The following is a 21,582-nucleotide window of genomic DNA, read 5'->3' on the forward strand; positions in this document are numbered from 1 at the left end:
TCCTTTGACTATTAAACTATATTATACATTTGTGCGTTATATTACACAAGCGGAGATGTGAATACGAATGAAAAAAATTCAACAAACCATCGGTGAAAATTTAAAAACATTACGACAAAGCCGCGGCCTTAGTTTAGATCAAACATCCGCGCTAACAGGTGTAAGTAAAGCCATGCTCGGCCAAATTGAACGCGGGGAGTCAAATCCAACGGTTGCGACTCTATGGAAAATCGCCAACGGGTTAAAAGTTTCCTTTTCTTCTTTGTTAAAAGTAGCTAATGCACCTGTCACCATTATTCGGCATCATGAAAACGAACCGATTCCCGAAGATGATGGAAAATATCGCGTCTATCCTATCATCCCATTTGACCCCGAAAAAAAGTTTGAAGTATATATTATTGAGCTTGACCCAGGTTGTAACTATGTCAATACTGGTCATGCTCCAGGAATGGAAGAATACATTACGATGATAAAGGGGACGATGCACATTACTGTTGATGAAACAGTCTATACGTTAAATCAAGGTGACTCCTTGCACTTTCAAGGAAACGTATACCACGTGTATGAAAATCGCACCAACGAAACCATTATGTGTCAAATGATGATTTACTACACAGAGGATTAATAAAACGAGGCAGAACGGATCATCGCTCTGCCTCGTTTTATATTTTCTTATTTTCCTTGAAAGACTGGCTTCCGTTTTTCGGCAAAGGCACGTAATGCTTCCACACGATCTTCGGTTGGAATGGTTATTTCATATGCTTTACGTTCCAAATGAAGACCTGTCTGTAAATCTACTTGCATTCCATGTTTCACAGCAAATTTGGCCTGTTGAACAGCGATCGGTCCATTGGCTAGCAAACGCTGCACAAATACATCGACTTGATCTGAAAGTTCATGACCTTCAATTATTCCGGTTAATAACCCATAGGAATACGCCTCTTCGGCGGTCATTTTTTTCGCCGTTAATATTAGCTCAAGCGCCTTTGCTTCCCCAACGATGCGCGGAAGTCGCTGCGTCCCGCCGGCACCTGGAATGATTCCTAAGCTCGTTTCCGTCAATCCCATCAACGCTTGTTTGCTAGCAAAACGGAAGTCACAGGCTAACGCTAACTCCATGCCACCTCCGAACGCATATCCATTTATCATGGCAATCGTTGGCTGAGGGAGGTCATCAATAGCGGAAAATACTTCTCCAATTTTATACACATTCCGCTTCACTTGTTGTTCTGTTAATGTTTTCCGCTCTTTTAAATCGGCTCCCACGCTAAACGCCCGCTCTCCGGCACCGGTAAAGACGACGACCCGAATATCCGGATTAATCCGGATGGATTCCACTACCTGTTCGAGCTTTAACAGCATATCGTAATTAAAAGCGTTCATCATTTCTGGACGATTTAATGTTACGTACGCCACATGCTGTTTTTGTTCAAGCAGCACAACGTTCATTCCTCATCACCTCTCCCCTTTGTTCAACCACCTTAATTCGACAAAAGAAGAGAAAATCCTTTGAATATTCTTAAAATAGTAGATAAAAAGAAATTAGTAAATACTAGAATCACTTTACTTCTACTTGTGCTGCTTGTTGTTTTAATACCCTTCTTAAAATTTTTCCTGTCGTATTTTTCGGTAGTTCATCAAGAAATTCAACCAATCTCGGAACTTTATAATCTGCAATGTGTTCACGACAAAATTGAATAATGGCCTCTTCCGTTAACCCTGGATTCGAAGAAACGATATAGCCCTTCACCGTTTCCCCATAGGCTGGATCAGGAACGCCTACGACACACGCTTCAACGACGTCTGGATGGCGGTACAGCACTTCCTCGACTTCTCTCGGATATACATTATATCCACCGACAAGAATCATATCTTTTTTCCGATCGACGATATAAAAATAACCTTCTTCGTCTTGTTTAGCTAAATCTCCTGTATATAACCAGCCATCTTTAATCGTCGCATTCGTTTCTTCCGGCATTTTATAGTATCCTTTCATCACGTTTGGTCCGCGAACAATTAGCTCGCCTACTTGTCCAACAGGCACTTCCTGGCCAAGTTCATCGACAACTTTATTTTCTACATTCATAATCGATGTACCAATGGAACCAGGTTTTCGCGGACGGTCCAAAGGATTAAAGCATGTAACTGGTGCCGCTTCTGACAAGCCGTAGCCTTCGGAAATGATGACACCAAACTTTTTCTCAAAGTTTTCTAATAATGCAACTGGTAGGGATGCACCCCCAGAAATACATAGACGCAATGTAGATAAATTCGTTGGGTCCCCTTCTTTATACTGATATAAGAAATTGTACATCGTCGGAACACCGGTAAAAATGGTCGCTTTATAAGTCTTCGCTAGGCGGAAAATTTCTTTTGGGCTAAACTTTGGAACAATTAACAACGTAGCCCCGTTTAACAGAGGTGCATTTAAAGCCACCGTTAAGCAAAAGACATGGAACATCGGTAACGTCGTAATAACCCGATCGTCCTCACTCATTTGTAAGTAATCGGCGACATCTTTCGCATTGGAATATAAGTTTTTATACGTTAGCATAGCCCCTTTTGGTTTTCCTGTCGTGCCTGAAGTATACAAAATGACTGCGACATCGTCGTTATCTATCGGTACATCGACAAATTGGGAATCCCCTAGGGCCAAAACATTTGTAAAGGCTTTCAAAATAGTGTTTAATGTAGAAGTGGTCCATTTGGTTTCTTGGGAAGTTTCACATAAGATGACATGCTCAACGGATGGAACGTGAGGGACGATTTTTTCCATGACAGGGAGTAGAACGTCTAAGGTGATAATGGCTTTCACATCGCCGTTGTAGACGATATACTGAATTTCCTCTGGCGTATATACCGGATTAATCGGGATAACAGTCACCCCAAGGCGCATCGCCCCATATAGGGAAATAATAAAATGTGGTGAATTACCGACAATTAAGGCGATATGGTCTCCTTTTTTTAATCCTAATTGGGATAAACCATTAGCAAATTTGGAAACAGCTTCGTTTAATTCTCCATATGTACAAGGTTTGTCTTGAAAATAGTAAGCCGTTTTATGAGAATACGTTTGAGCCGTTTTCTCCAACTGACTGGCTAAATTCATGAATACCCTCCCTTTCTAAAATGAATGAATAACCATTCATTACTTGTGTAAAATTTTCTAAATATATTATATAAAAAGAAAATTTTGTATTCAATAACCGCCAATAAAAAAAGAGCGGATCCTAAATCATAATATCCCGCTTTGCCACTGGATAAACGACGTACGACGTGAATTCCATTTTTCTCTACATATCCGTAATAATTTCTTTAATGGTGTTTTGATTTTTTTCCTATAATAATAGAAAGTTCATTAATAAATGAATAACAAATACGTTTCGTTTGGATCTAAATGCTTTAGGGTTTATTCTTCAATCACTAAATTGATTTACGATTCCTTGATTCAATAAACAGTATCTCTATATTTCCTCCTTTACATATGTATGGTTAAACCTTTTTCCGCTAACATAATCGGCCCTTCGTAAATGCTGCCTGCTTCTTTAAGTAGCTGTTGTATATCACCAAAATGTGGAAGATGGGTTAATACAAGTTGTTTCACTTGTGCTTCACGCGCCATCCTGCCGGCATCCGTACTCGTCATATGCCCTGCCTTAGCGCCGTTCATACCAGCATAAAAATTACACTCACAAAGTAGAACATCAGCCTCTTTCGCAAAAGAAGCAAGACGTGGGTGATAAGCGGTATCCGCCGTATACACGAGGACTTTCCCGGCTGCTTCTATTCGCATCGCGTAACATGGGACCGGATGGATTGTTTCACAAAACGTAATGGTAAACGGTCCGACGATAACTGGTTCATTTTCATTATAAGGAATCCCTTTAGTTAAGTCCTTGTAGGTAAGCTTTTGAAATTCCTGTACCTGTTTTGTATGTCCATAGATGGGAAGCGGCAACTTTGGTACGTTCCCTAGATGCTTTTGAATGAGGCAAGCGTGCTGTAAAACCCCAATGTCGGCTATATGGTCGGCATGATAATGGGAAAGAACAACCGCATCTAATTGTTCTGGTTGAACGTCTTCTGGCAAATGGGATAACACACCACTTCCACAGTCTACTAATAATTTAAATCCATCATGCTCTAATAAGTATCCAGAACTAGCTTCTTGTTTTTTCGGATACCCGCCCCAATGTCCGATAACGGTGGCTTTCATATCCATCCCCTCCTTATATCTTCCTTGTTCCTATAAATAGCGATTCCATTAATAAAGATACTACACGTTCCTGCTTCTATTGTAGCGAAAAGATTCAAACCTTTCCTTATTTTTACCTTTCGCGCATAATTTTTGTATTTTCAAAAAAATGATTGACCAACCTCACTCTGTTATAATACAATTTAATAAAAGATATACAGTTATATAACACCTTGTCCACTGGAGGTGAGTAGATTGATTAAAAACATTGTCGATTTTTTTAAAAACCTTCCCCCTAAGCATTGTGTTAAATGTGGAGAAAAAATAGAAGAACAACACGAATGTTACGGAAATACATGCGATCAATGTCTTAACGTGACCAATCTTAATTAATGCCGCTTCTATTCAGCATTCGCCATTCATGAGTCCTCATATAAAAAGGCTGCATTGTCATTCAAACAATACAGCCTTCTTTTTATTTTACCTTTAATGGGAATGACCAACGTGCAGAATCTCTTCTTTTTCAACCATGTCTTCTCCACTATGAACCATCGTCAAAACTTTGTAATGTCCTTCTTGTTCGAGTGTCACTGTTCCTTTATATTCACCGATCGCACTCATTTCACCATCTACTTTAGCTATTTCTTTGTTTGCTTCGTTTATAATGGTAAATTTCACTGTTGCGTTTTCAACCGGCTGACCGTCTTTGTTCACATGAACGGTCAATTCAATCGGTTTACCTACAGGATTCATTTCTGGTTCCATCCAATGAACAGACAACCCTTCTTCCATTTGGTCATGGTGTGCCATTTCGTTTGTTGGATTTCCTATGGTAATGGTTTGTTTTGGCATGTTATGCATCCCTCGCGCCGTTACGTGTGCTTGGACAACGAATACCCCGTCACGATCAAACGTGTACGGTGCCGTATACGTACCGTCCTCGTTATTTGTTCCTTCCACCATCGTACTCTCGTCTTTTTTTCCGTCTTCCCAAACTTCAAACATTACCTCATCGGCGTCGGCCACTTTTTCTTTATTTTGTGTAACAATCGCTTTTAGTTCAATTTCTTCATTTACATCCCCTTTTTCAGGAAGCTCAATGGTGACTTCGATGGGATGAATGTCCTTTGCATCTTCAGTTTCGTCGTTATTTGCAGAACATCCAAGAAGCAATCCACCTATAAGTAATAAGACAAATCCTAATTTCCAACCTTTCTTCATCACTTTTTCCTCCTCTATGTTTCTACAAGTTCACTATATCTTTTAGATGTGAAATCATTGTGAAGTTCTTTTCACAATTTTTTGTCCATCAATTGGTAGTGTATTCTATCAAGTACACTGTCTTTCTACATCATTGACAGTTGAAGTTGTGATTAAACGAGGAGAGTTTCACTTTACAAGGTAGATGGGTTGAAATTGTGAGGAAACTATGAAAAAATTATGGACAAATGATAACAATTTAACTAGGAGCCACCATAGCAACGTTCATTTCGCTATAATAGTTCTGAAATGATTCTAAATTTGGGGGATGAATATGAAAATTTCCAAACGAACAATTGGCTTATTTATCATCATCAGCACTATGCTTTTAACTGCTTGTAATTCCGAACTTGGAAACGGTGAACCAATTCAAGACTTTGAATTTACGAACCAAGATGGTAAACCATTTGGTTTGGCAGACTTAAAAGGTAAGGTTTGGATTGCTGACTTTATTTTTACTAATTGTGAAACGGTTTGTCCACCAATGACTTTTCATATGAGTGAATTACAAAAAATGGTCAAAGAAGAAGGACTAGAAAATGTCCATTTCGTTTCCTTTAGTGTCGATCCTGAAATAGATACCCCAGAGATTTTAAAAGAATACGCTAGTAAATTTGACGCCGATCTATCGAATTGGCATTTTTTAACAGGTTATTCTCAAGAAACAATCGAAAAGTTTGCTTATGAGCAATTTGAAACATATGTGAAAAAACCTCAAAACGATGACCAAGTCATTCACGGTACCCGTTTCTTTTTAATCAATGCAGACGGTGAGCTCGTCAAAGATTACAGCGGTAATGCTGATGTACCATTTGATGAAATTATTGACGACTTGAAAAAGCTCCAATAAATGTTAGCCCTTGGCACAAATTTGGCCAAGGGCTTTTTTTCTAGGATTATTTTTTCCATAAATTAAAAGTTTTTTCTCATAAAATTGAAGTTTTTTCTCATAAAATTGGATTTTTTTCTCATAATGCAGAAGGTTTGCTCGTAAGATTTGATTTTTCTCATAACAATCGGGGCACCTGGCTTTCTTCATCTGACGATTTGCTCATTAATGTAGCGGTTTTCTCTTATGATCGGAAATTTTCCCATAAGCTTGAAGTTTTTTCTCATAAACTTGAATTTTTTTCTCATAAACTTGGATTTTTTTCTCATAAACTTGGATTTTTTTCTCATAAATTAAGATTTTTTTCTCATAAAGCAGAAGGTTTGCTCATAAGATTTGATTATTTTTATAAAATCGAAATATTTTTTTATAAATCAGAAGGTTTTTCATCCATTAAAAGTTTAAACGAGAAGAAACGAATTCGTCTCTTCTCGCTTTAATTCTAGGATTTTAAATACGCTAACATTTCTTGTACCGCTTTTTCTCCTTGGTCGATACAATCCGGCAAGCCAATTCCTTCAAATGAACTGCCGGCAATAATGACACCAGGTAGCTGTTGTCGCAGTTGTTGTTTTAACTTTTCCACTCGCTTTTGATGTCCCACTACGTATTGAGGCATCGCCTGTTTCCAACGGGTCACAATCGTAAAGAGCGGCTTTGCGGTCAGATCCATTGTTCGTTTTAAATCATCTAGTACAATTTGGGTAATGTCTTCATCGGATAAATCAACGACCGCTTCATCTCCTGCTCGACCGACGTAACAACGAAGGAGGACTTTCCCATCAGGAGTCGTATGAGGCCATTTTTTATGCGTCCACGTACATGCGGTAATCGTATAATCGCTATTGCGTGAAACGACAAAACCAGTCCCATCTAGTTGTTTTTTAATCGCTTCTTTCGGAAACGCCATAGCGACTGTAGCCACCGATGTCGACGGCATATGTTTAAACTCTTGAACCGCTTCAAGTTCCGGTAAAAGAGTAGTCAAGGCGACATGCGGTACCGTTATTACGACACCATCGGCTTGCAGGACTTCCCCGTTATTTAACTCGATCTGATACGTGTTTCCATCTTTTTTTACGTTTGTTACCTTGATTCCTTTTTTCACGTTTACGTCGGTTAAATGCTGTTCAATCGCTTCCACGAATGATTGTAATCCGTTTTTAAATGTAAGGAAAATCCCTTTTTTCTCTTTCCCTTTTGAACGAGGTTTTGGCATCGTTTTTTTCATTCCTAAAATCAGGCTACGATGCTTCTTTTCCACTTCATAAAATTGTGGGAACGTACTTTGTAAACTTAATTGATCGATATCTCCCGCATAAATTCCTGATAACAGCGGTTCAATTAAGTTCTCGACGACTTCATTCCCTAGACGCCGACGGAAAAATTGCCCAAGCGATTGGTCCCCGGTTGCTTTTGAGCGAGGAATCACGACATCGAGAGCGGCTCGAAATTTTCCTGTCATAGAAAATAATCCGCTTGTCACAAAAGGTGTTATATGCGTCGGAATCCCCAACACCGCTCCCTCTGGAATCGGATGAAGTTGTTCATTCACTAGTACATACGACGTACCGGTTGCGTTATTGACTAATTGATCGGCCATTCCAACTTCTTGTGCCAAACGGCTCATACTTATTTTCCGCGCTAAAAAGGAATCCGGACCACGTTCTATAACAAAACCATCTTTACGAACGGTTTGAATTTTTCCTCCTAACTGGTAATTCGCTTCAATTAACGTAATTTCGTATGGGAGCTGTTGGTTTCGAATTTCTTTTTGTAAGTAATAAGCGGCAGTCAATCCAGTCATTCCACCGCCAATGATTGCAATGTGTTTTTTATTCACGTTCCATCGCCTTCTTTTTATCAACGTATTACTTGTTCATTCCAAGTGTTTTCATTACTACTGTAGCCATGGCGTCAATGAATTCCGGTGCCGTATTAGGCATTGGCGGTCGATAGTAGGAAACACCAAGTTCATCCGTTACCGCTTTACATTCAATGTCGTTATCGTACAACACTTCCAAATGATCAGAGACAAAGCCAACGGGTGCATAAACAAACGCTTTGTATCCATTTTCTTTATACAAAGTCCGAGTAATATCTTGTACATCTGGTCCTAACCATGGCTCTGGTGTATTTCCTGCACTTTGCCATGCAACCGCATAATCAGAAATGTTTGCCTTTTCCGTGATTAATTTCGCTGTTTCTTCTAATTGTTGTGGATATGGATCGCCTACCGTTAAGATTTTTTCCGGTAAGCTATGCGCTGATACAATTAATACGGCCTCATTTCGTTCCTCTTCTGGCATAGACGCGTATGTTTCTTTAATTTTTGTGACCCAGTAGTCAATAAATTTAGGCTCATCGTACCAGCTTTCAACCGAAGTAATCGTAGGTCCTCCTAATTTTTTGGCTGTTTCTTTTGCCCGGCCATTGTATGATTTGACGCTAAACGTTGAGAAATGTGGTGCTAACACGATCGATACGGCTTCTTCGATTCCATCTTTGTGCATTTTTTCCACCGCATCTTCAACAAACGGTTCAATATGTTTTAATCCTAAATACATTTTGAACTCAACGTCATTTTGTAATTCGTTTAATCGCTCTTCTAATTTTTGGGCTTGCTCGAGTGTAATTTTGGCTAATGGAGAAATGCCACCAATGGCATCATATCGTTCTCTTAATTCATCCAGCATTTCTTGAGACGGCTTTCTGCCATGACGAATATGCGTATAATACCGTTCTAAATCTTCCTCTTTATATGGTGTTCCGTAAGCCATTACGAGAAGTCCCATTTTCCTTCTTGCCATGTGAGTCACCTCTTACGCCTTCATTTTTTCGGCACTATATTCATGAATAAACGCAGTAAGTTTTTTCAATGTGGTCGGTTGAATTTGCGGGAATACCCCGTGTCCTAGGTTAAATATATGGCCTGGCTGTTCGATTCCTTGGTCAAGAATTTCTTTGACACGCTCTTCAATCACTTCCCAAGGGGCTAATAAAATAGCCGGATCTAAGTTACCTTGTACCGTTTTATGAATGCCCATTTGGCGTGCTTCACGAATAGATAATCTCCAATCCAAACCGACAACATCAATCGGTAAGTCATTCCATTCAAGAGCTAAATGACTAGCCCCAACTCCAAACATAATGAGCGGTACATTTTCTTCACGTAAAGCTGTGAAAATTTTCTCCATTGTCGGTTTAATAAAGTAACGATAATCTGGTACGTTCAGTGCCCCAACCCATGAATCAAAAATTTGAATGGCACTTGCCCCAGCGTGAATTTGCGCTTTCACGTATGTAATGGTCATATCAGCTAGTTTGTCCATAAGAGCAAACCACGCTTTTGGCTCTGCATACATAAATGCTTTCGTTTTGTTATAATTTTTCGATGGACCGCCTTCAATCATATAGCTAGCTAACGTAAACGGAGCTCCGGCAAATCCAATGAGGGGAACAGAAAGTTGTTCTTTTGTTAATATACGAATCGTATCCAGGACATAAGGAACATCTTTCTCCGGATGAATTTCTCCTAGTTTTTCTACATCTTGTAATGAACGGATTGGGTTATGGATAACCGGTCCCACCCCTGATTTAATTTCAACATCTACTCCAATAGCAGGTAATGGAGACATAATATCTTTATATAAAATCGCTGCATCCACATTATATTGTTCCACCGGTAAACGAGTTACGTACGCACATAGTTCCGGTTGATGAGTAATTTCAAATAAAGAATATTTCTCTTTTAACGCACGATACTCCGGTTGAGAGCGTCCAGCTTGTCGCATATACCAAACAGGCGTATATGGTACTTTCTCCCCACGAGCCGCCTGTAAAAATGTATCGTTAAACTTTCGTACCATAGCATAAATTCCACCTTTCCAAAAGAACATTTTCATTATATTGTACCATATCGTTCTTTGACCTTTTCATCATAACCTACTCTGTTATTACTGATTTCACTATAGTCCTTCCTGTGGAAAAAGGAAACTATTCGAGAGAAAATGTCATAAAATTGCCCTTTTTCATGTTGGATACCATTGAAGAATTTATCTATACCGGAAAAACTTACACGTACCATATATAAAGATATAATAAAAGTAAGGGAAAAGTTAAAAAATTATTATTGATAATATGTTAAAATGTCCGGGACTTTTATCATCCGCTTATAACCGAAAAGTATACAAATCCTTCAACATCTCACCGAAAAGTGGCCGCAACTACTACACTATTGCTATAAAACCCACTATAAGTGTCCCGAACACTCGATAAAATACCACAAAAGAGGTCGTTATTCATGAAAACATTTGCAGTTATTGACATCGGCTCAAATACCATTCGCTTAGTTATTTACGAACTTTCAACTTACAGGTCCTTTAAAGAAATCGAAAACGTAAAAATTGCTGCACGTCTGCGTAATTATTTATCCAACGATGGCTATTTTTCAACAGAAGGAATGACTCAACTAGTTGAAACATTATCCATTTTCAAAGAGATCATTCACAATCATCAAGTAGATGAGTTAAAAGTCATCGCTACCGCTACTATTCGACAAGCTAAAAATCAACAGAGAATAATAGATACAGTACGGAACGAAACAGGTTTCACGATTCAAGTATTAACCGAATACGAAGAAGCGTATTATGGGTACTTGTCGGTTGTGAACTCCACTTCCATCCAAAACGGGATAGCCATTGATATCGGTGGTGGGAGTACAGAAATTACGTTATTCCAAGACCGAAAGTTCATTCAGTATCACAGTTTTCCATTCGGGGCATTGTCTCTCGCCAATGATTTTATCGAAGGACAAGTCCCAACGAAAGAAGAAATTCACCAATTAAAAACCTTCATTACCAATGAATTAACCACACACGATTGGATTCGCTCCACATTCGTTCCAATTGTCGGAATTGGTGGGAGTGCCCGCAACATGGTTCAAATTGACCAAGCGATAAAATCTTATCCAATCGCAAGTGTGCATCAATATGAACTCACTCAGCGAGACATTTCCCACATGATTGATTACCTAAGTTCCTTATCGTTTGATTCATTACAAAAAGTTGAAGGACTATCAAAAGACCGTGCCGATACGATCGTTCCAGCCCTTATCGTGTTTCTTGTGCTAATGGAAATATCCAATGCTCCATCTTTTATTTTAAGTCGTAAAGGACTTCGAGAAGGATTAATGTACGATCAAATGACGAAAACATTCGATCCCCCTCTTCTTCCAAAGGTTGTCGAAGAAAGCTTTTTCGAGCTCGCTAACGACTTTCAAATCGATATAAAACACGCCGTCTATACAACCAATTTGTGCACGAAAATGTTTTATTTCCTACAACCTTATATCCCTTTTTCCTTAACGGACGACGACCTTTTATTATTACGACGAGCATCTTATACGTTTCATCTAGGGGAATATATTGATTCAGAATCTAGCAGTCAACATACGTTTTATGTATTGGCCAATCGAACCATTAATGGTCTTTCCCATAAAGAAAAAATTGAGCTAGCGCTTCTATCATCATATAAAAGTAATCGTATATTTAAACAATACGTTACTCCATTTAGGAATTGGTTTTCAAAAGAAGAGTTGAAAAAAATCCGTTTTTTAGGATCGCTTCTTAAATTTACTTATAGTTTTAATTACACAAAACGCCAAATAGTAAAAGACATATCCGTTACCCGTGGAAATGACGGTTTACATGTAAATCTATATTGCCAAAAAAATTGGATAGGGGAATACGAACAGATTGAAAAACAAAAGAAGCATCTAGAAAAAAATTTAAAAACAACTATCATTTTAACATTTGCAAAAGAACATACTTAAACTACAAGCATAAAAGGGGACGTTTCTATGAGGACACCATTAGATCATCCGAAATACTACAACAACCGTGAATTAAGTTGGTTAGCGTTTAACGAACGAGTCCTGGAAGAAGCATTAGATGAACGTAATCCATTATTAGAGAGATTAAAATTTTTATCCATTTTTTCATCTAATTTAGACGAATTTTTTATGGTTCGAGTAGCCGGACTAAAAGACCAAGTCAAAGCTGGTTTTAATAAACCTGAAAATAAAGCTGGTCTCACTCCAAAACAACAGCTAGAAAAAATTTCAATTAAAACTCATGAATTAATTATTAAGCAGTACGAGGCCTTTAATCAGATTATCTTACCTCAATTAAAAGAGGAAAACATCGAATTTTTATCGTTGGACGAGCTCGATGAACGCCAACTAACGTTTTTAGAAAAATATTACACGAATCAAGTCTTTCCTGTTTTAACTCCGATGGCGATCGATGCCTATCGACCGTTTCCCATGCTCTTGAATAAAAGCTTAAATTTAGCTGTTATGTTAGAGGACGAGGATGAATTCGAGGGACAACGGTTAAAATTGGCCATTGTTCAAGTACCCGCTGTCCTACAACGGTTTATTCGGGTTCCTTCCAAAAATGACATTTATCAATACGTTCTTCTAGAAGATGTGATTACCTACTTTATCGACAAACTGTTTCACGGCTATCATGTACATACCGTGACTCAATTCCGTATTACAAGAAATGCCGATTTAACGATTCATGAAGAAGGAGCACGTGATTTATTAAAAGAAATTGAAAAAGAGCTTAAGAAACGGAAATGGGGAGCGGCCATACGTCTCGAAGTGAGTGAAAAAGGACTTGATTGGCGAACTCTTTCCTTTTTAAAAAACGAATTAGAAATTTATGAAAAGGACGTTTATGTTATTCAAGGTCCGCTTGATTTAACGTATTTGTTTAGCTTTTACAAAGACCTAATCTCGTTGAAGGATCACTTAGTGTTTGAGACGATGATTCCGCAACCACCTAAAGATTTAATTGGTTATGAAGACATATTTGTAGCGGCCCTTGAAAAAGATATTTTACTCCATCACCCGTACGAATCGTTCCAACCTGTTATTGACTTTGTATCCGATGCGGCAGATGATCCGAATGTATTAGCAATTAAACAAACGCTATATCGGGTAAGTGGGGACTCCCCAATCATAAACGCGTTAAAGCGTGCAGTAGAAAATGGAAAGCAAGTCACCGTATTAGTCGAATTAAAGGCGCGTTTTGATGAGGAAAAAAATGTGCAATGGGCAAAAGAATTAGAAAAAGCAGGCTGCCACGTAATTTACGGAATGACTTATCTAAAAACTCACAGTAAAATTACGCTTGTTGTCAGAAGAAGGAACGGAAAAATTGAACGTTTTGTCCATTTAGGTACGGGAAATTACAACGATCAAACTGCCAAATTGTATACTGATTATGGATTGATTACGTCAAACGAGAAAATTGGTGAAGATGCGACTCATTTCTTTAATTACCTTAGCGGATATTTAGAAAAACCAAATTTTCACTATCTTTCAGTCGCTCCATACGACATACGCTCACATCTTATATCGCTTATTGAACGTGAAATAAAATACCAAAAGCAACATGGGGACGGTCGTATTATTGCGAAAATGAATTCCTTAACCGATAAAGAACTCATTATGAAGCTGTATGAAGCCTCCATCGCTGGTGTACAAATCGACTTAATTGTTCGTGGCATTTGTTGCTTAAAGCCGCAAATTAAGGAGGTTAGTGAAAATATTTGCGTTCGTAGCATCGTCGGGCGCTTCTTAGAGCATAGCCGTGTCTATTATTTCCTTAACAATGGCAAAGAAGACGTCTTCCTCTCCTCTGCTGATATGATGACTCGGAATATGGAAAAACGGGTCGAAATCATGTGGCCGATCTTTGATGAAGGATTAAAAAAACGGTTAATAAAAAATTTAGAGATTGAACTTGCCGACAATTCGAAGGCAAGAGAACAAGATGAAACTGGGAAATACCATTACGTACCACGCCATGAGAGGGAACCACTAATAGAAAGTCAAAGAGTATTTATGGAAATGTCTTATATGGTGAAAGAAGACGAGGAATAAGCGCTCACCGGCTCCTTGAATAAATCTAATGGGGTTTTCGCTTTCATACGAAAACCGCCAATGTATATAACAATGGCGGTTTTTTCTTATCATTTATGAAGTTGTTGCACCCAACGAATTCGGTATGCATTCATTGCCGTTTCCCCCAAATGATCGAGCAACTGTTTATTCGCTACTGCCCCAACGATCGCTCCAAAGCCAGGAACCAATTGCAGGAGTTTGACAAAATCTATATAGTCCCGATATTCTTGTTGAAATACATACCAATCCACATCGGTAATTTCCTCTTTTTTCTCTTCCCACTCTTCAATCATTTGCAATGTTCTTGCCCGATGTTCTTGACTCGAAAAGGCTAGTTGAAACACGTACAGAAGAAATAGCCGTTCTTTTTGATCTCTCGTGTCAAATCCATAAAGGGCCGCCGTTTCGAACAAAAATTTCATTTTAATCGAGAGCAGCAGTGGAAAATCGGACAAACCTAACAAAATGCCCCCTGCACCTGTACCCGCTCCCTCAACGATTGCTAATTTTTTATACTTTTCTTTCGCTACCAGCACTTTCTGTTCTCGTTCAGCAAACGACACGGGCTCATGAAACGGCTTTGTTACATATTCATTTCCTAATAGTACCACTTGGACCATTTTTTTAATACTCTCAGTAATGAATTCGTGAACACGATTAGGGATGAATTCGTTCACCTTTTTTTGTGTCTTCTTCGAAAATCGTTCGAACGTCGTCGGTCGTTTTAAAAGTTTGTAACGCCACCGGCTCACTTCCGACTGTAGATGTTCCCACTCATTCATGCAGCATTCATCACCTATCCTCTTGTTTTTTCACATGCTTTTTCGCAAAAACCTTAACAAACATCCAAATCAACACGGTTTGCCCAATAAGGACCAACCCACTAACCGCATATGCACCAGTCGCCACTAAAACAAGCACGAATACGATGAGTTGAATCAGTAATATCGTACGTAGCAACCGTAAATAAGAGTAAATATGAACGGTCGATTGAACTGGGTATATAAATGTCCATAATACTTGGCGGTGATACCTCCATAACGGAAGAAGCTGCAACCCGGTCATATACATAAACAGGACAGCAACAATCATTTGTCCGAACACCATATCACGGAATAACCATATTAAAAAACTACCTATGGCTGTCAACCGCACAACTAAATAAAAATATTCATTGTTCCGAAGAAACATCCGAATAAATAAAAAATCGTACGTTTTTGAAGTCGAAAAAGGGACATTGCGAAGAAAGAAATCAGCCCACTTCCGACGTTTATTTTGTCCTTTTAACTTTGGTACATCGGTAAATAAATTGGCGAATCGGTAAAAGGACATTTTTCTCTTTTCTTCTCGTTGTATAAGTCGTTCCCATTGTAATGGCAATTTCGTAGTACTTTTTTGAAAATACCAACCGTACAACAGGAATATGAGAATAACGCCTATCACCATTAAAGACTTGTGCAGCAAAACATAAATGAATATTCCATTTATCAAATAGCGAACAATGGAATCGATCCACACATGCGTATGGTTCGGTAACTTTAATACGTTCCAATGAACAAAAAGGTTCCATCCTTTAATGAATAACAAGACGATTAAAATACCGATAAAATGACCGATAGAAACAGTTGCTATTTGCTTGTACATTGGAAGCACAAACAGCCATAGAAAAAATAAAATATACGACTGAATGATGAAGCTCCATTGAATACTTTTCAAATAATATGGACGCATTTTGTTTTCAGCAGGAAGTAAAAACACTTGATCTGCCGGCTCAAATAACGTGTATATCGGGCTATACGTTAAACCCGTTGCCAACACAATGGCCAAAACGACAATAACAGGAAAGTTCTCATCTAACGTTTCCGTCCATTGTTGGTAGGAAAACAGTAGTCCACCGAACAAAATGAAGACAACTAAAACGAGATGGTCATTGAACATGTAGCGACCATATTTCCGAATTTCGGACCAAACGTATTGCACCCGTTTCGACCATAGTTCACTCCACATGCTTATCGCCATCTTCCTTCGTTAATTGGATATAGAGGTCATCTAATGTTGCATTGGGCATGCCAAACTGTTCCTGCAATTCGTTTAACGTCCCTTTTGCTCGAATGGTTCCGTTATGTAAAATCACAAACGAATCACAATGTTTCTCAGCAGTTGCTAAAATATGTGTGGACATTAAAATTCCTGTCCCATCTTTTTTGGCCTCTTGAAGAAATTGAAGCAATGATTGAATGCCTAAAGGATCTAAACCAACGAAAGGCTCATCAATAATATATAATGAAGGTCGTACTAAAAAGGCCGCCATAATCATTGCTTTTTGCTTCATTCCTTTTGAAAAATGAGCAGGAAACCAACGTAGTCGCTTCTCCATATGAAACGCTTTCGCTAATGGCATCACCCGAGACTCAAACACTTTCTCATCGATTCCGTATGCCATCGCCGTTAGCTTTAAATGCTCTTCTAATGTTAGTTCATCATATAAAATTGGTGTTTCCGGTATATAGGCAAACTGTTGACGATATTCGTCAGGTTGATCCTCGAGTGAACGACCATTAATCGTAATCAATCCTTGATGAGGACGCATTAAGCCGATAATATGTTTGATCGTCGTACTTTTACCAGCACCGTTTAATCCAATTAACCCAACCATTTCGCCTCGCTTTACTTCAAACGAAATATTTTTTAACACAGGTTTGGCGGAATATCCTCCCGTCAACTGTTGAACGGAAAGTAACGTCATAACTACTTCTCCTTCTTTTCAGGTAAGTTGATTTTATTGTATCAGATGGAGAACAAATTTTCATTTTCACACAATTTTCCTGAATGACTTATTCATAAATGGTAATCATAATGAGTGAAGGGGTTCACCTTAATAAACAAACGGGGTGGTTGTTAAAGACCAATTACAACACATGTAATTCGGCCCTGTTCATGATGGGCGTTTTACATGGAGAATGACATTAAATGTAAAAAAGCAGTACCATACTCGATAAGGGGATGGTTAGCTTGAACATCGTCATAAGCTCCAACTTTTTCTTATAACACTTCTTAAAAAATGAGGTGTTTATCAAAGAGACGGATAAAACAACCCATCATTTTTAGCAACCCCTTCATGGGGAGGATTCTACTTGAGGATCCTCCCCTTTATATGTGTACGCCTAGAAATTCTTTCCGACTTTTCGTATTATTAAAATTAACCAATATTAAATGAAAGGAGCTTATGATCATGCAAGATTGTATTTTTTGTAAAATCGTACAAGGGGATATCCCAGCGGCGAAAGTGTACGAGGACGACCACGTATTAGCTTTTCTCGACATAAGCCAAGTAACAAAAGGTCATACACTTGTCATTCCAAAAGTACATAAACAAAATGTGTATGAATTAACACCAGAAATTGCCCAACATCTTTTCAAAGTCGTACCAAAAATCGCCAATGCTATTAAAGAAACGTATCATCCTATCGGCATGAACTTATTAAATAATAATGGTGAAGAAGCGGGACAATCCGTCTTCCATTTCCATCTTCATTTAATCCCACGTTATGGTAAAGGGGATGGCTTTGGTGCTGTTTGGAAAACAAATAACCATGCGTATACGCCTGATGACTTACAAGCCATCGCTTCTTCTATTGCTAACCACATAGGTAAAGAATAAAAAAACAGGTGATTCAATGGAATCACCTGTTATTTATGAAAATTTCTTTCTGTTTAAAACAGGTTATGGTATAATGTCCGTAACATTCCCGCTACTGGTCCAAATGATACAGTAGGGGAATTGAGAAGAGTTTAGAAAAGAAGAGGAGAGATGAGGAATGAAAACGAAGACACTTGTCATTTTATCCCTATTTGTAGGCATTGGTGCTGTATTGCACACCATTGTTCCGGGAATTTTTTTAGGAATGAAACCGGACATGATGCTTACGATGATGTTTTTAGGAATTTTGATGTTTCCTAAACCGAACCATATTTTCTTACTCGGAATTGTAACAGGGCTAATTTCAGGAATTACGTCCACTTTTCCAGGAGGCTTTCTTCCTAACGTCGTCGATAAAATGTTAACGGCTTTCATCGTATATAGTTTATTTGTCCTTATTCGACGCATGGTAAGTCCATATATCGGAGCCCTCATTTTAACAGCTATTGGTACGTTAATTTCTGGTTCCATCTTTTTATCCACAGCAGCACTGATTGTTGGATTACCTGGACCATTTGTTGGATTATTTGTTTCTGTTGTTTTACCGGCAGCCGTCGTAAATACATTAGCCATGATGATTATTTTCCCAATTGTTCAATCAATATTCAAAAGAACTCACATAATCGAACAAGTGTAAATACAAAACTAGAACCCTACTGCTTTGTAGGGTTCTTTTTTATTGATGGCTCTGTTAAATGATACTGTTGATATTTATTCATTACGTTTGTGGCGGACGCTTTCCGCGGGCAAGCCGCTAGCCGCTTCCCTCGCTACGCTCAAGTATGGGTCTTGCGGCTTCTTGTTCCCGCTGGAGTCGCCGCCGTGTGAACAACTTGCTAAAAATCAACAATAAAATATAACAGAGCCTTATTGATTAATGAATAGCAACAGCCAACCGACTAACATCATGATAGCTCCGCCCCCGGCTAAAACTAACGCCCGCTTTTTCAATATATTTTTTGGTGGATACATACCTGGCCGATAACTAGCTATTACATAATGGATTGTACCAAAAAATAAGATGGCGCTAACGGCGAAAAAACCAAAGATGATTCCACCCATTCCGTCACTCCTCTTCTGATTCGCTCTTATTTAAAAATATGCTAAGGTTGTTTCTGTTATGAAAAAGGAAAAATTCGTTCCATTGGTAAAATAAAAAAGGAATTTTCAAAAAATTGTCGAAATATTTTAACCGATTCTCCTTCTACACATATGGAAATAAAAAATGAGGTGAACAAGATGAACATGAAATGGTTGACATATGGTATTCTTTTTGGTGGTGCGGTTGGAGCTATTACCGCGTTATTTTCAGCTCCTTCATCAGGTGAAGAATTACGCAAACAAATTCGTGAACAAAAAGATGAATGGTGCAGATGGCTTCAAGAACTAAATATACATCTTCACAATCTTCAAACCTCCGTTCAACATACGACGAAAGAAGGAAAAGAAGTCTTATCAGAACTTATCACTGACTTGAAACAATCCTTCCACCAGTGGCGCCATGAAATGAAGCCACACGAAAATCTCTTAAAACAGGAAATTGCAGAAATTCACAAAGCCCTTACTGAGCTTGAACAAAAATTAAATCATTCTTAATAATATATGAATAAAAATTTAATCCACCTAATCACAAAGGTAGAGTCCCTTCCTTTCATTCAAACTTATATAACCTTTGAAACCAATGTTCTATCCTTTTTGTCTATTATTCTAAAAATTTTGTTAATTTTATCTTTATTCTTGGTTGTTTTATTGGCATAATATTAAGTAAGAAACTATTTTGATGGAGTAGGTGACGTTGAATGGAAAATCAAGAGTTTTCTATGAAAGAGGCGATGCTATTCAGTCAACGAATTGCTCAGCTTAGTAAAGCATTATGGAAGGCCGTTGAGAAGGATTGGCAACAGTGGATTAAACCGTTTAACTTAAATATTAACGAGCACCACATATTGTGGATTGCCTACCACTTAAAAGGAGCTTCGATATCCGATGTAGCGAAATTCGGTGTCATGCACGTTTCCACTGCTTTTAACTTCTCTAAAAAACTAGAGGAGCGTGGATTGTTAAAATTCTCCAAAAAAGAAAATGATAAGCGAAATACGTATATTGAATTAACGGAACAAGGAGAAGAAATTTTATTAAAATTAATGGAGAATTACCAACCAAAAAATTTCTTGGCTTTTAAAGGAGCACTTCCGTTAAAAAATTTATACGGTAAATTTCCAGAAATTTTAGAAATGATGGCCATTATTCGGAACATATATGGTGAAGATTTTATGAAAATTTTTGAACGATCCTTTCATAATATCGAGTGTGATTTCGTTGAAGAAGATGGAAAAATCGTCAAAATCAGTCCTGATACAAAAGAACCGGTCTAATTATTCTCGAATATTTCTTTTAAAATCATTCATTAATTCCACATATAACCGTTGTTTAATACAAGCGTCGATTACTTCTTCTGGAGACAATCGCGGATGAAGTCGTTGTTGAAATTCACGAAAAAGCGGGGTATGAAATACAAATCCTTCCGCTTTTTGTTCTTCTCTTTTTTTGCTCAATTCTTCGCAAAGTTTATAAAATTGTTCGACTTCATCCCGACTTAAATTTTTTTCAATGACTAGCCGATCAAATTCATACCCTTCCGGACGCACCATTTTTAATAAAAGTTGTTGATGGTATTCCAGTTTTTCTAACCGTTCGAGCCATTTATTCATTACTACTCACCTTTTATTTTTTCCTTACTTACATGTTCGCTATCTACCGACGATTTCCTTTCACTTTACTCCTCCTATTTTACAAAATCCTATGATATTGTAAACGAAATATTGATCATTCTTCCAATTTCCCCCTGTCATGTCCATGCTTTACAGTACAAAATAAAAAAACCTATTGATTTTTTCCGACAAAGGGCGTAAATTATGTACAGCAGATGGAAATTCATATATCTATCCCTTCTACCGGAGGAGAATTTTTAATGCATTGTTGGAAGACCATTAACTTGGAACGTCAATTTGGTTTTCATCGAATCTTTATAATTTCTTTATTGATTATGTGTTTAGTATTTTCTTTTATGTTCGTACCGTTGCATTCTATTCATTCAGAACCGTTATATGACCGGCATTTTCTCATCTTTTTATCCGTTTTAATTAGTATTTATCCGGTTCATAAACTATTACACTATTTACCAATTGTTCGTTACACAAAAAAGATAAAGTGCCAATATCGGTTCATGTATAAATTCATTCCTTTATTGATGATAAGAGTAAAGGAACCAATTCCGAAAAGACGATTTGCATTCGCCTTGTTATTTCCATTTTTAGTCTTAACACCTGTATTTATTTTAGGTAGCCATTTTTTTCCACATTACGTTCATTATTTTACGATGATGCTGGCGTTTCATACGGGTATTTGTGTAACAGACTTTATTTATATTAAATCCATTTGGCGTTCACCAAAAGAAGCATTAATTGAAGAAAATAATGAAGGGTACGAAATATTAATACAACAATCTCCCCCCGTTTCTTGATAAACGGGGGTTTCCTATTTTCCTTATTCTGCCTACTATC

22 protein-coding genes and 1 pseudogene are annotated in these 21,582 nt (G+C 38.0%); 10 read left to right on the forward strand and 13 right to left on the reverse strand.

Annotated features, from left to right (window positions below; genetic code table 11):
• Positions 1-67: 67 nt before the first annotated feature.
• On the forward strand, positions 68-625 hold the full coding sequence (locus ABES52_RS08795; protein WP_429650780.1) for a helix-turn-helix domain-containing protein: 558 nt from the start codon (positions 68-70) through the stop codon (positions 623-625).
• A gap of 47 nt (positions 626-672) precedes the next feature.
• Here ABES52_RS08795 and ABES52_RS08800 read toward each other — a convergent pair whose 3' ends face one another.
• From ABES52_RS08800 to ABES52_RS08815, 4 genes and pseudogenes are all read right to left on the reverse strand, one after another.
• Complete coding sequence (locus ABES52_RS08800; protein ID WP_429650781.1) at positions 673-1,449, reverse strand: enoyl-CoA hydratase-related protein; 777 nt, start codon at positions 1,447-1,449, stop codon at positions 673-675.
• Between the two features lie 109 nt (positions 1,450-1,558).
• The gene (locus tag ABES52_RS08805) at positions 1,559-3,109 is read right to left on the reverse strand and encodes a fatty acid--CoA ligase family protein (RefSeq protein WP_429650782.1); all 1,551 of its coding nucleotides are present in this window, start codon (positions 3,107-3,109) and stop codon (positions 1,559-1,561) included.
• A gap of 107 nt (positions 3,110-3,216) precedes the next feature.
• A pseudogene (locus ABES52_RS08810) lies at positions 3,217-3,433 on the reverse strand (lipoyl protein ligase domain-containing protein); the annotation flags it as partial.
• Between the two features lie 45 nt (positions 3,434-3,478).
• Positions 3,479-4,216: an MBL fold metallo-hydrolase gene (locus ABES52_RS08815; protein WP_429650783.1), complete on the reverse strand. Its 738-nt coding sequence runs from the start codon at positions 4,214-4,216 to the stop codon at positions 3,479-3,481.
• A 234-nt stretch (positions 4,217-4,450) separates the two neighbouring features.
• On the opposite strand from ABES52_RS08815, the gene yhfH reads away from it, so the two are divergent.
• The gene (gene yhfH / locus ABES52_RS08820) at positions 4,451-4,588 is read left to right on the forward strand and encodes a protein YhfH (RefSeq protein ID WP_429650784.1); all 138 of its coding nucleotides are present in this window, start codon (positions 4,451-4,453) and stop codon (positions 4,586-4,588) included.
• A 93-nt stretch (positions 4,589-4,681) separates the two neighbouring features.
• Here the strand turns inward: yhfH and ABES52_RS08825 are convergent, their stop codons facing one another.
• Complete coding sequence (locus tag ABES52_RS08825; protein ID WP_429650785.1) at positions 4,682-5,416, reverse strand: FixH family protein; 735 nt, start codon at positions 5,414-5,416, stop codon at positions 4,682-4,684.
• Positions 5,417-5,729: 313 nt separating this feature from the next.
• Here ABES52_RS08825 and ABES52_RS08830 point away from each other — a divergent pair, with 313 nt between their 5' ends.
• Positions 5,730-6,305, forward strand: a complete 576-nt coding sequence (locus ABES52_RS08830; protein ID WP_429650786.1) for an SCO family protein — start codon at positions 5,730-5,732, stop codon at positions 6,303-6,305.
• 481 nt (positions 6,306-6,786) lie between these two features.
• Here ABES52_RS08830 and hemY read toward each other — a convergent pair whose 3' ends face one another.
• The 3 genes from hemY to hemE are packed head-to-tail and all read right to left on the reverse strand — an operon-like array spanning position 6,787 to position 10,213.
• The gene (gene hemY, locus ABES52_RS08835; RefSeq protein WP_429650787.1) at positions 6,787-8,187 is read right to left on the reverse strand and encodes a protoporphyrinogen oxidase; all 1,401 of its coding nucleotides are present in this window, start codon (positions 8,185-8,187) and stop codon (positions 6,787-6,789) included.
• A 28-nt stretch (positions 8,188-8,215) separates the two neighbouring features.
• On the reverse strand, positions 8,216-9,154 hold the full coding sequence (gene hemH, locus ABES52_RS08840) for a ferrochelatase (RefSeq protein WP_429650788.1): 939 nt from the start codon (positions 9,152-9,154) through the stop codon (positions 8,216-8,218).
• 12 nt (positions 9,155-9,166) lie between these two features.
• Positions 9,167-10,213 carry a uroporphyrinogen decarboxylase gene (gene hemE, locus ABES52_RS08845; RefSeq protein WP_429650789.1) on the reverse strand — a complete coding sequence of 349 codons (1,047 nt, stop codon included), beginning with the start codon at positions 10,211-10,213 and terminating at the stop codon, positions 9,167-9,169.
• Positions 10,214-10,647: 434 nt separating this feature from the next.
• Here hemE and ppx point away from each other — a divergent pair, with 434 nt between their 5' ends.
• Together ppx and ABES52_RS08855 are read left to right on the forward strand one after the other, a co-directional pair.
• Positions 10,648-12,177 carry an exopolyphosphatase gene (gene ppx, locus ABES52_RS08850; protein ID WP_429650790.1) on the forward strand — a complete coding sequence of 510 codons (1,530 nt, stop codon included), beginning with the start codon at positions 10,648-10,650 and terminating at the stop codon, positions 12,175-12,177.
• A gap of 27 nt (positions 12,178-12,204) precedes the next feature.
• Positions 12,205-14,298: an RNA degradosome polyphosphate kinase gene (locus ABES52_RS08855; protein WP_429650791.1), complete on the forward strand. Its 2,094-nt coding sequence runs from the start codon at positions 12,205-12,207 to the stop codon at positions 14,296-14,298.
• Between the two features lie 89 nt (positions 14,299-14,387).
• Here ABES52_RS08855 and ABES52_RS08860 read toward each other — a convergent pair whose 3' ends face one another.
• Genes ABES52_RS08860 through ABES52_RS08870 form a run of 3 tightly spaced genes read right to left on the reverse strand, consistent with a single transcriptional unit; the run spans position 14,388 to position 17,065 of the window.
• Complete coding sequence (locus tag ABES52_RS08860) at positions 14,388-15,101, reverse strand: EcsC family protein (RefSeq protein ID WP_429650792.1); 714 nt, start codon at positions 15,099-15,101, stop codon at positions 14,388-14,390.
• 10 nt (positions 15,102-15,111) lie between these two features.
• Positions 15,112-16,326 (reverse strand): ABC transporter permease, encoded by a 1,215-nt coding sequence (locus tag ABES52_RS08865; protein WP_429650793.1) that lies wholly within the window; start codon positions 16,324-16,326, stop codon positions 15,112-15,114.
• Positions 16,316-17,065, reverse strand: coding sequence for an ABC transporter ATP-binding protein (locus tag ABES52_RS08870; protein WP_429650794.1), 750 nt, complete (start codon positions 17,063-17,065; stop codon positions 16,316-16,318). Before ABES52_RS08870 ends, ABES52_RS08865 begins: the two co-directional genes overlap by 11 nt.
• Positions 17,066-17,551: 486 nt before the next feature.
• Between ABES52_RS08870 and ABES52_RS08875 the strand changes: the two genes are divergently transcribed.
• Together ABES52_RS08875 and ABES52_RS08880 are read left to right on the forward strand one after the other, a co-directional pair.
• Entirely contained in the window at positions 17,552-17,980 is a 429-nt protein-coding gene (locus ABES52_RS08875; protein ID WP_429650795.1) for an HIT family protein, read from the forward strand.
• 157 nt (positions 17,981-18,137) lie between these two features.
• Positions 18,138-18,656: a tryptophan transporter gene (locus tag ABES52_RS08880; RefSeq protein ID WP_429650796.1), complete on the forward strand. Its 519-nt coding sequence runs from the start codon at positions 18,138-18,140 to the stop codon at positions 18,654-18,656.
• Positions 18,657-18,886: 230 nt separating this feature from the next.
• Here the strand turns inward: ABES52_RS08880 and yhzF are convergent, their stop codons facing one another.
• Positions 18,887-19,081 (reverse strand): membrane protein YhzF, encoded by a 195-nt coding sequence (gene yhzF / locus ABES52_RS08885; RefSeq protein WP_429650797.1) that lies wholly within the window; start codon positions 19,079-19,081, stop codon positions 18,887-18,889.
• 177 nt (positions 19,082-19,258) lie between these two features.
• Between yhzF and ABES52_RS08890 the strand changes: the two genes are divergently transcribed.
• Both ABES52_RS08890 and ABES52_RS08895 read left to right on the forward strand, forming a co-directional pair.
• On the forward strand, positions 19,259-19,615 hold the full coding sequence (locus ABES52_RS08890) for a YtxH domain-containing protein (protein WP_429650798.1): 357 nt from the start codon (positions 19,259-19,261) through the stop codon (positions 19,613-19,615).
• 203 nt (positions 19,616-19,818) lie between these two features.
• Positions 19,819-20,394, forward strand: a complete 576-nt coding sequence (locus ABES52_RS08895; protein ID WP_429650799.1) for an HTH-type transcriptional regulator Hpr — start codon at positions 19,819-19,821, stop codon at positions 20,392-20,394.
• Here ABES52_RS08895 and ABES52_RS08900 read toward each other — a convergent pair whose 3' ends face one another.
• The gene (locus ABES52_RS08900) at positions 20,395-20,730 is read right to left on the reverse strand and encodes a DUF1878 family protein (protein WP_429650800.1); all 336 of its coding nucleotides are present in this window, start codon (positions 20,728-20,730) and stop codon (positions 20,395-20,397) included.
• Between the two features lie 260 nt (positions 20,731-20,990).
• Between ABES52_RS08900 and ABES52_RS08905 the strand changes: the two genes are divergently transcribed.
• Positions 20,991-21,542, forward strand: a complete 552-nt coding sequence (locus ABES52_RS08905) for a DUF3267 domain-containing protein (protein ID WP_429650801.1) — start codon at positions 20,991-20,993, stop codon at positions 21,540-21,542.
• Positions 21,543-21,582 lie beyond the last annotated feature (40 nt).

This window comes from Aeribacillus pallidus (genome assembly GCF_050478865.1).
Lineage (GTDB): Bacteria > Bacillota > Bacilli > Bacillales > JACDOC01 > JACDOC01.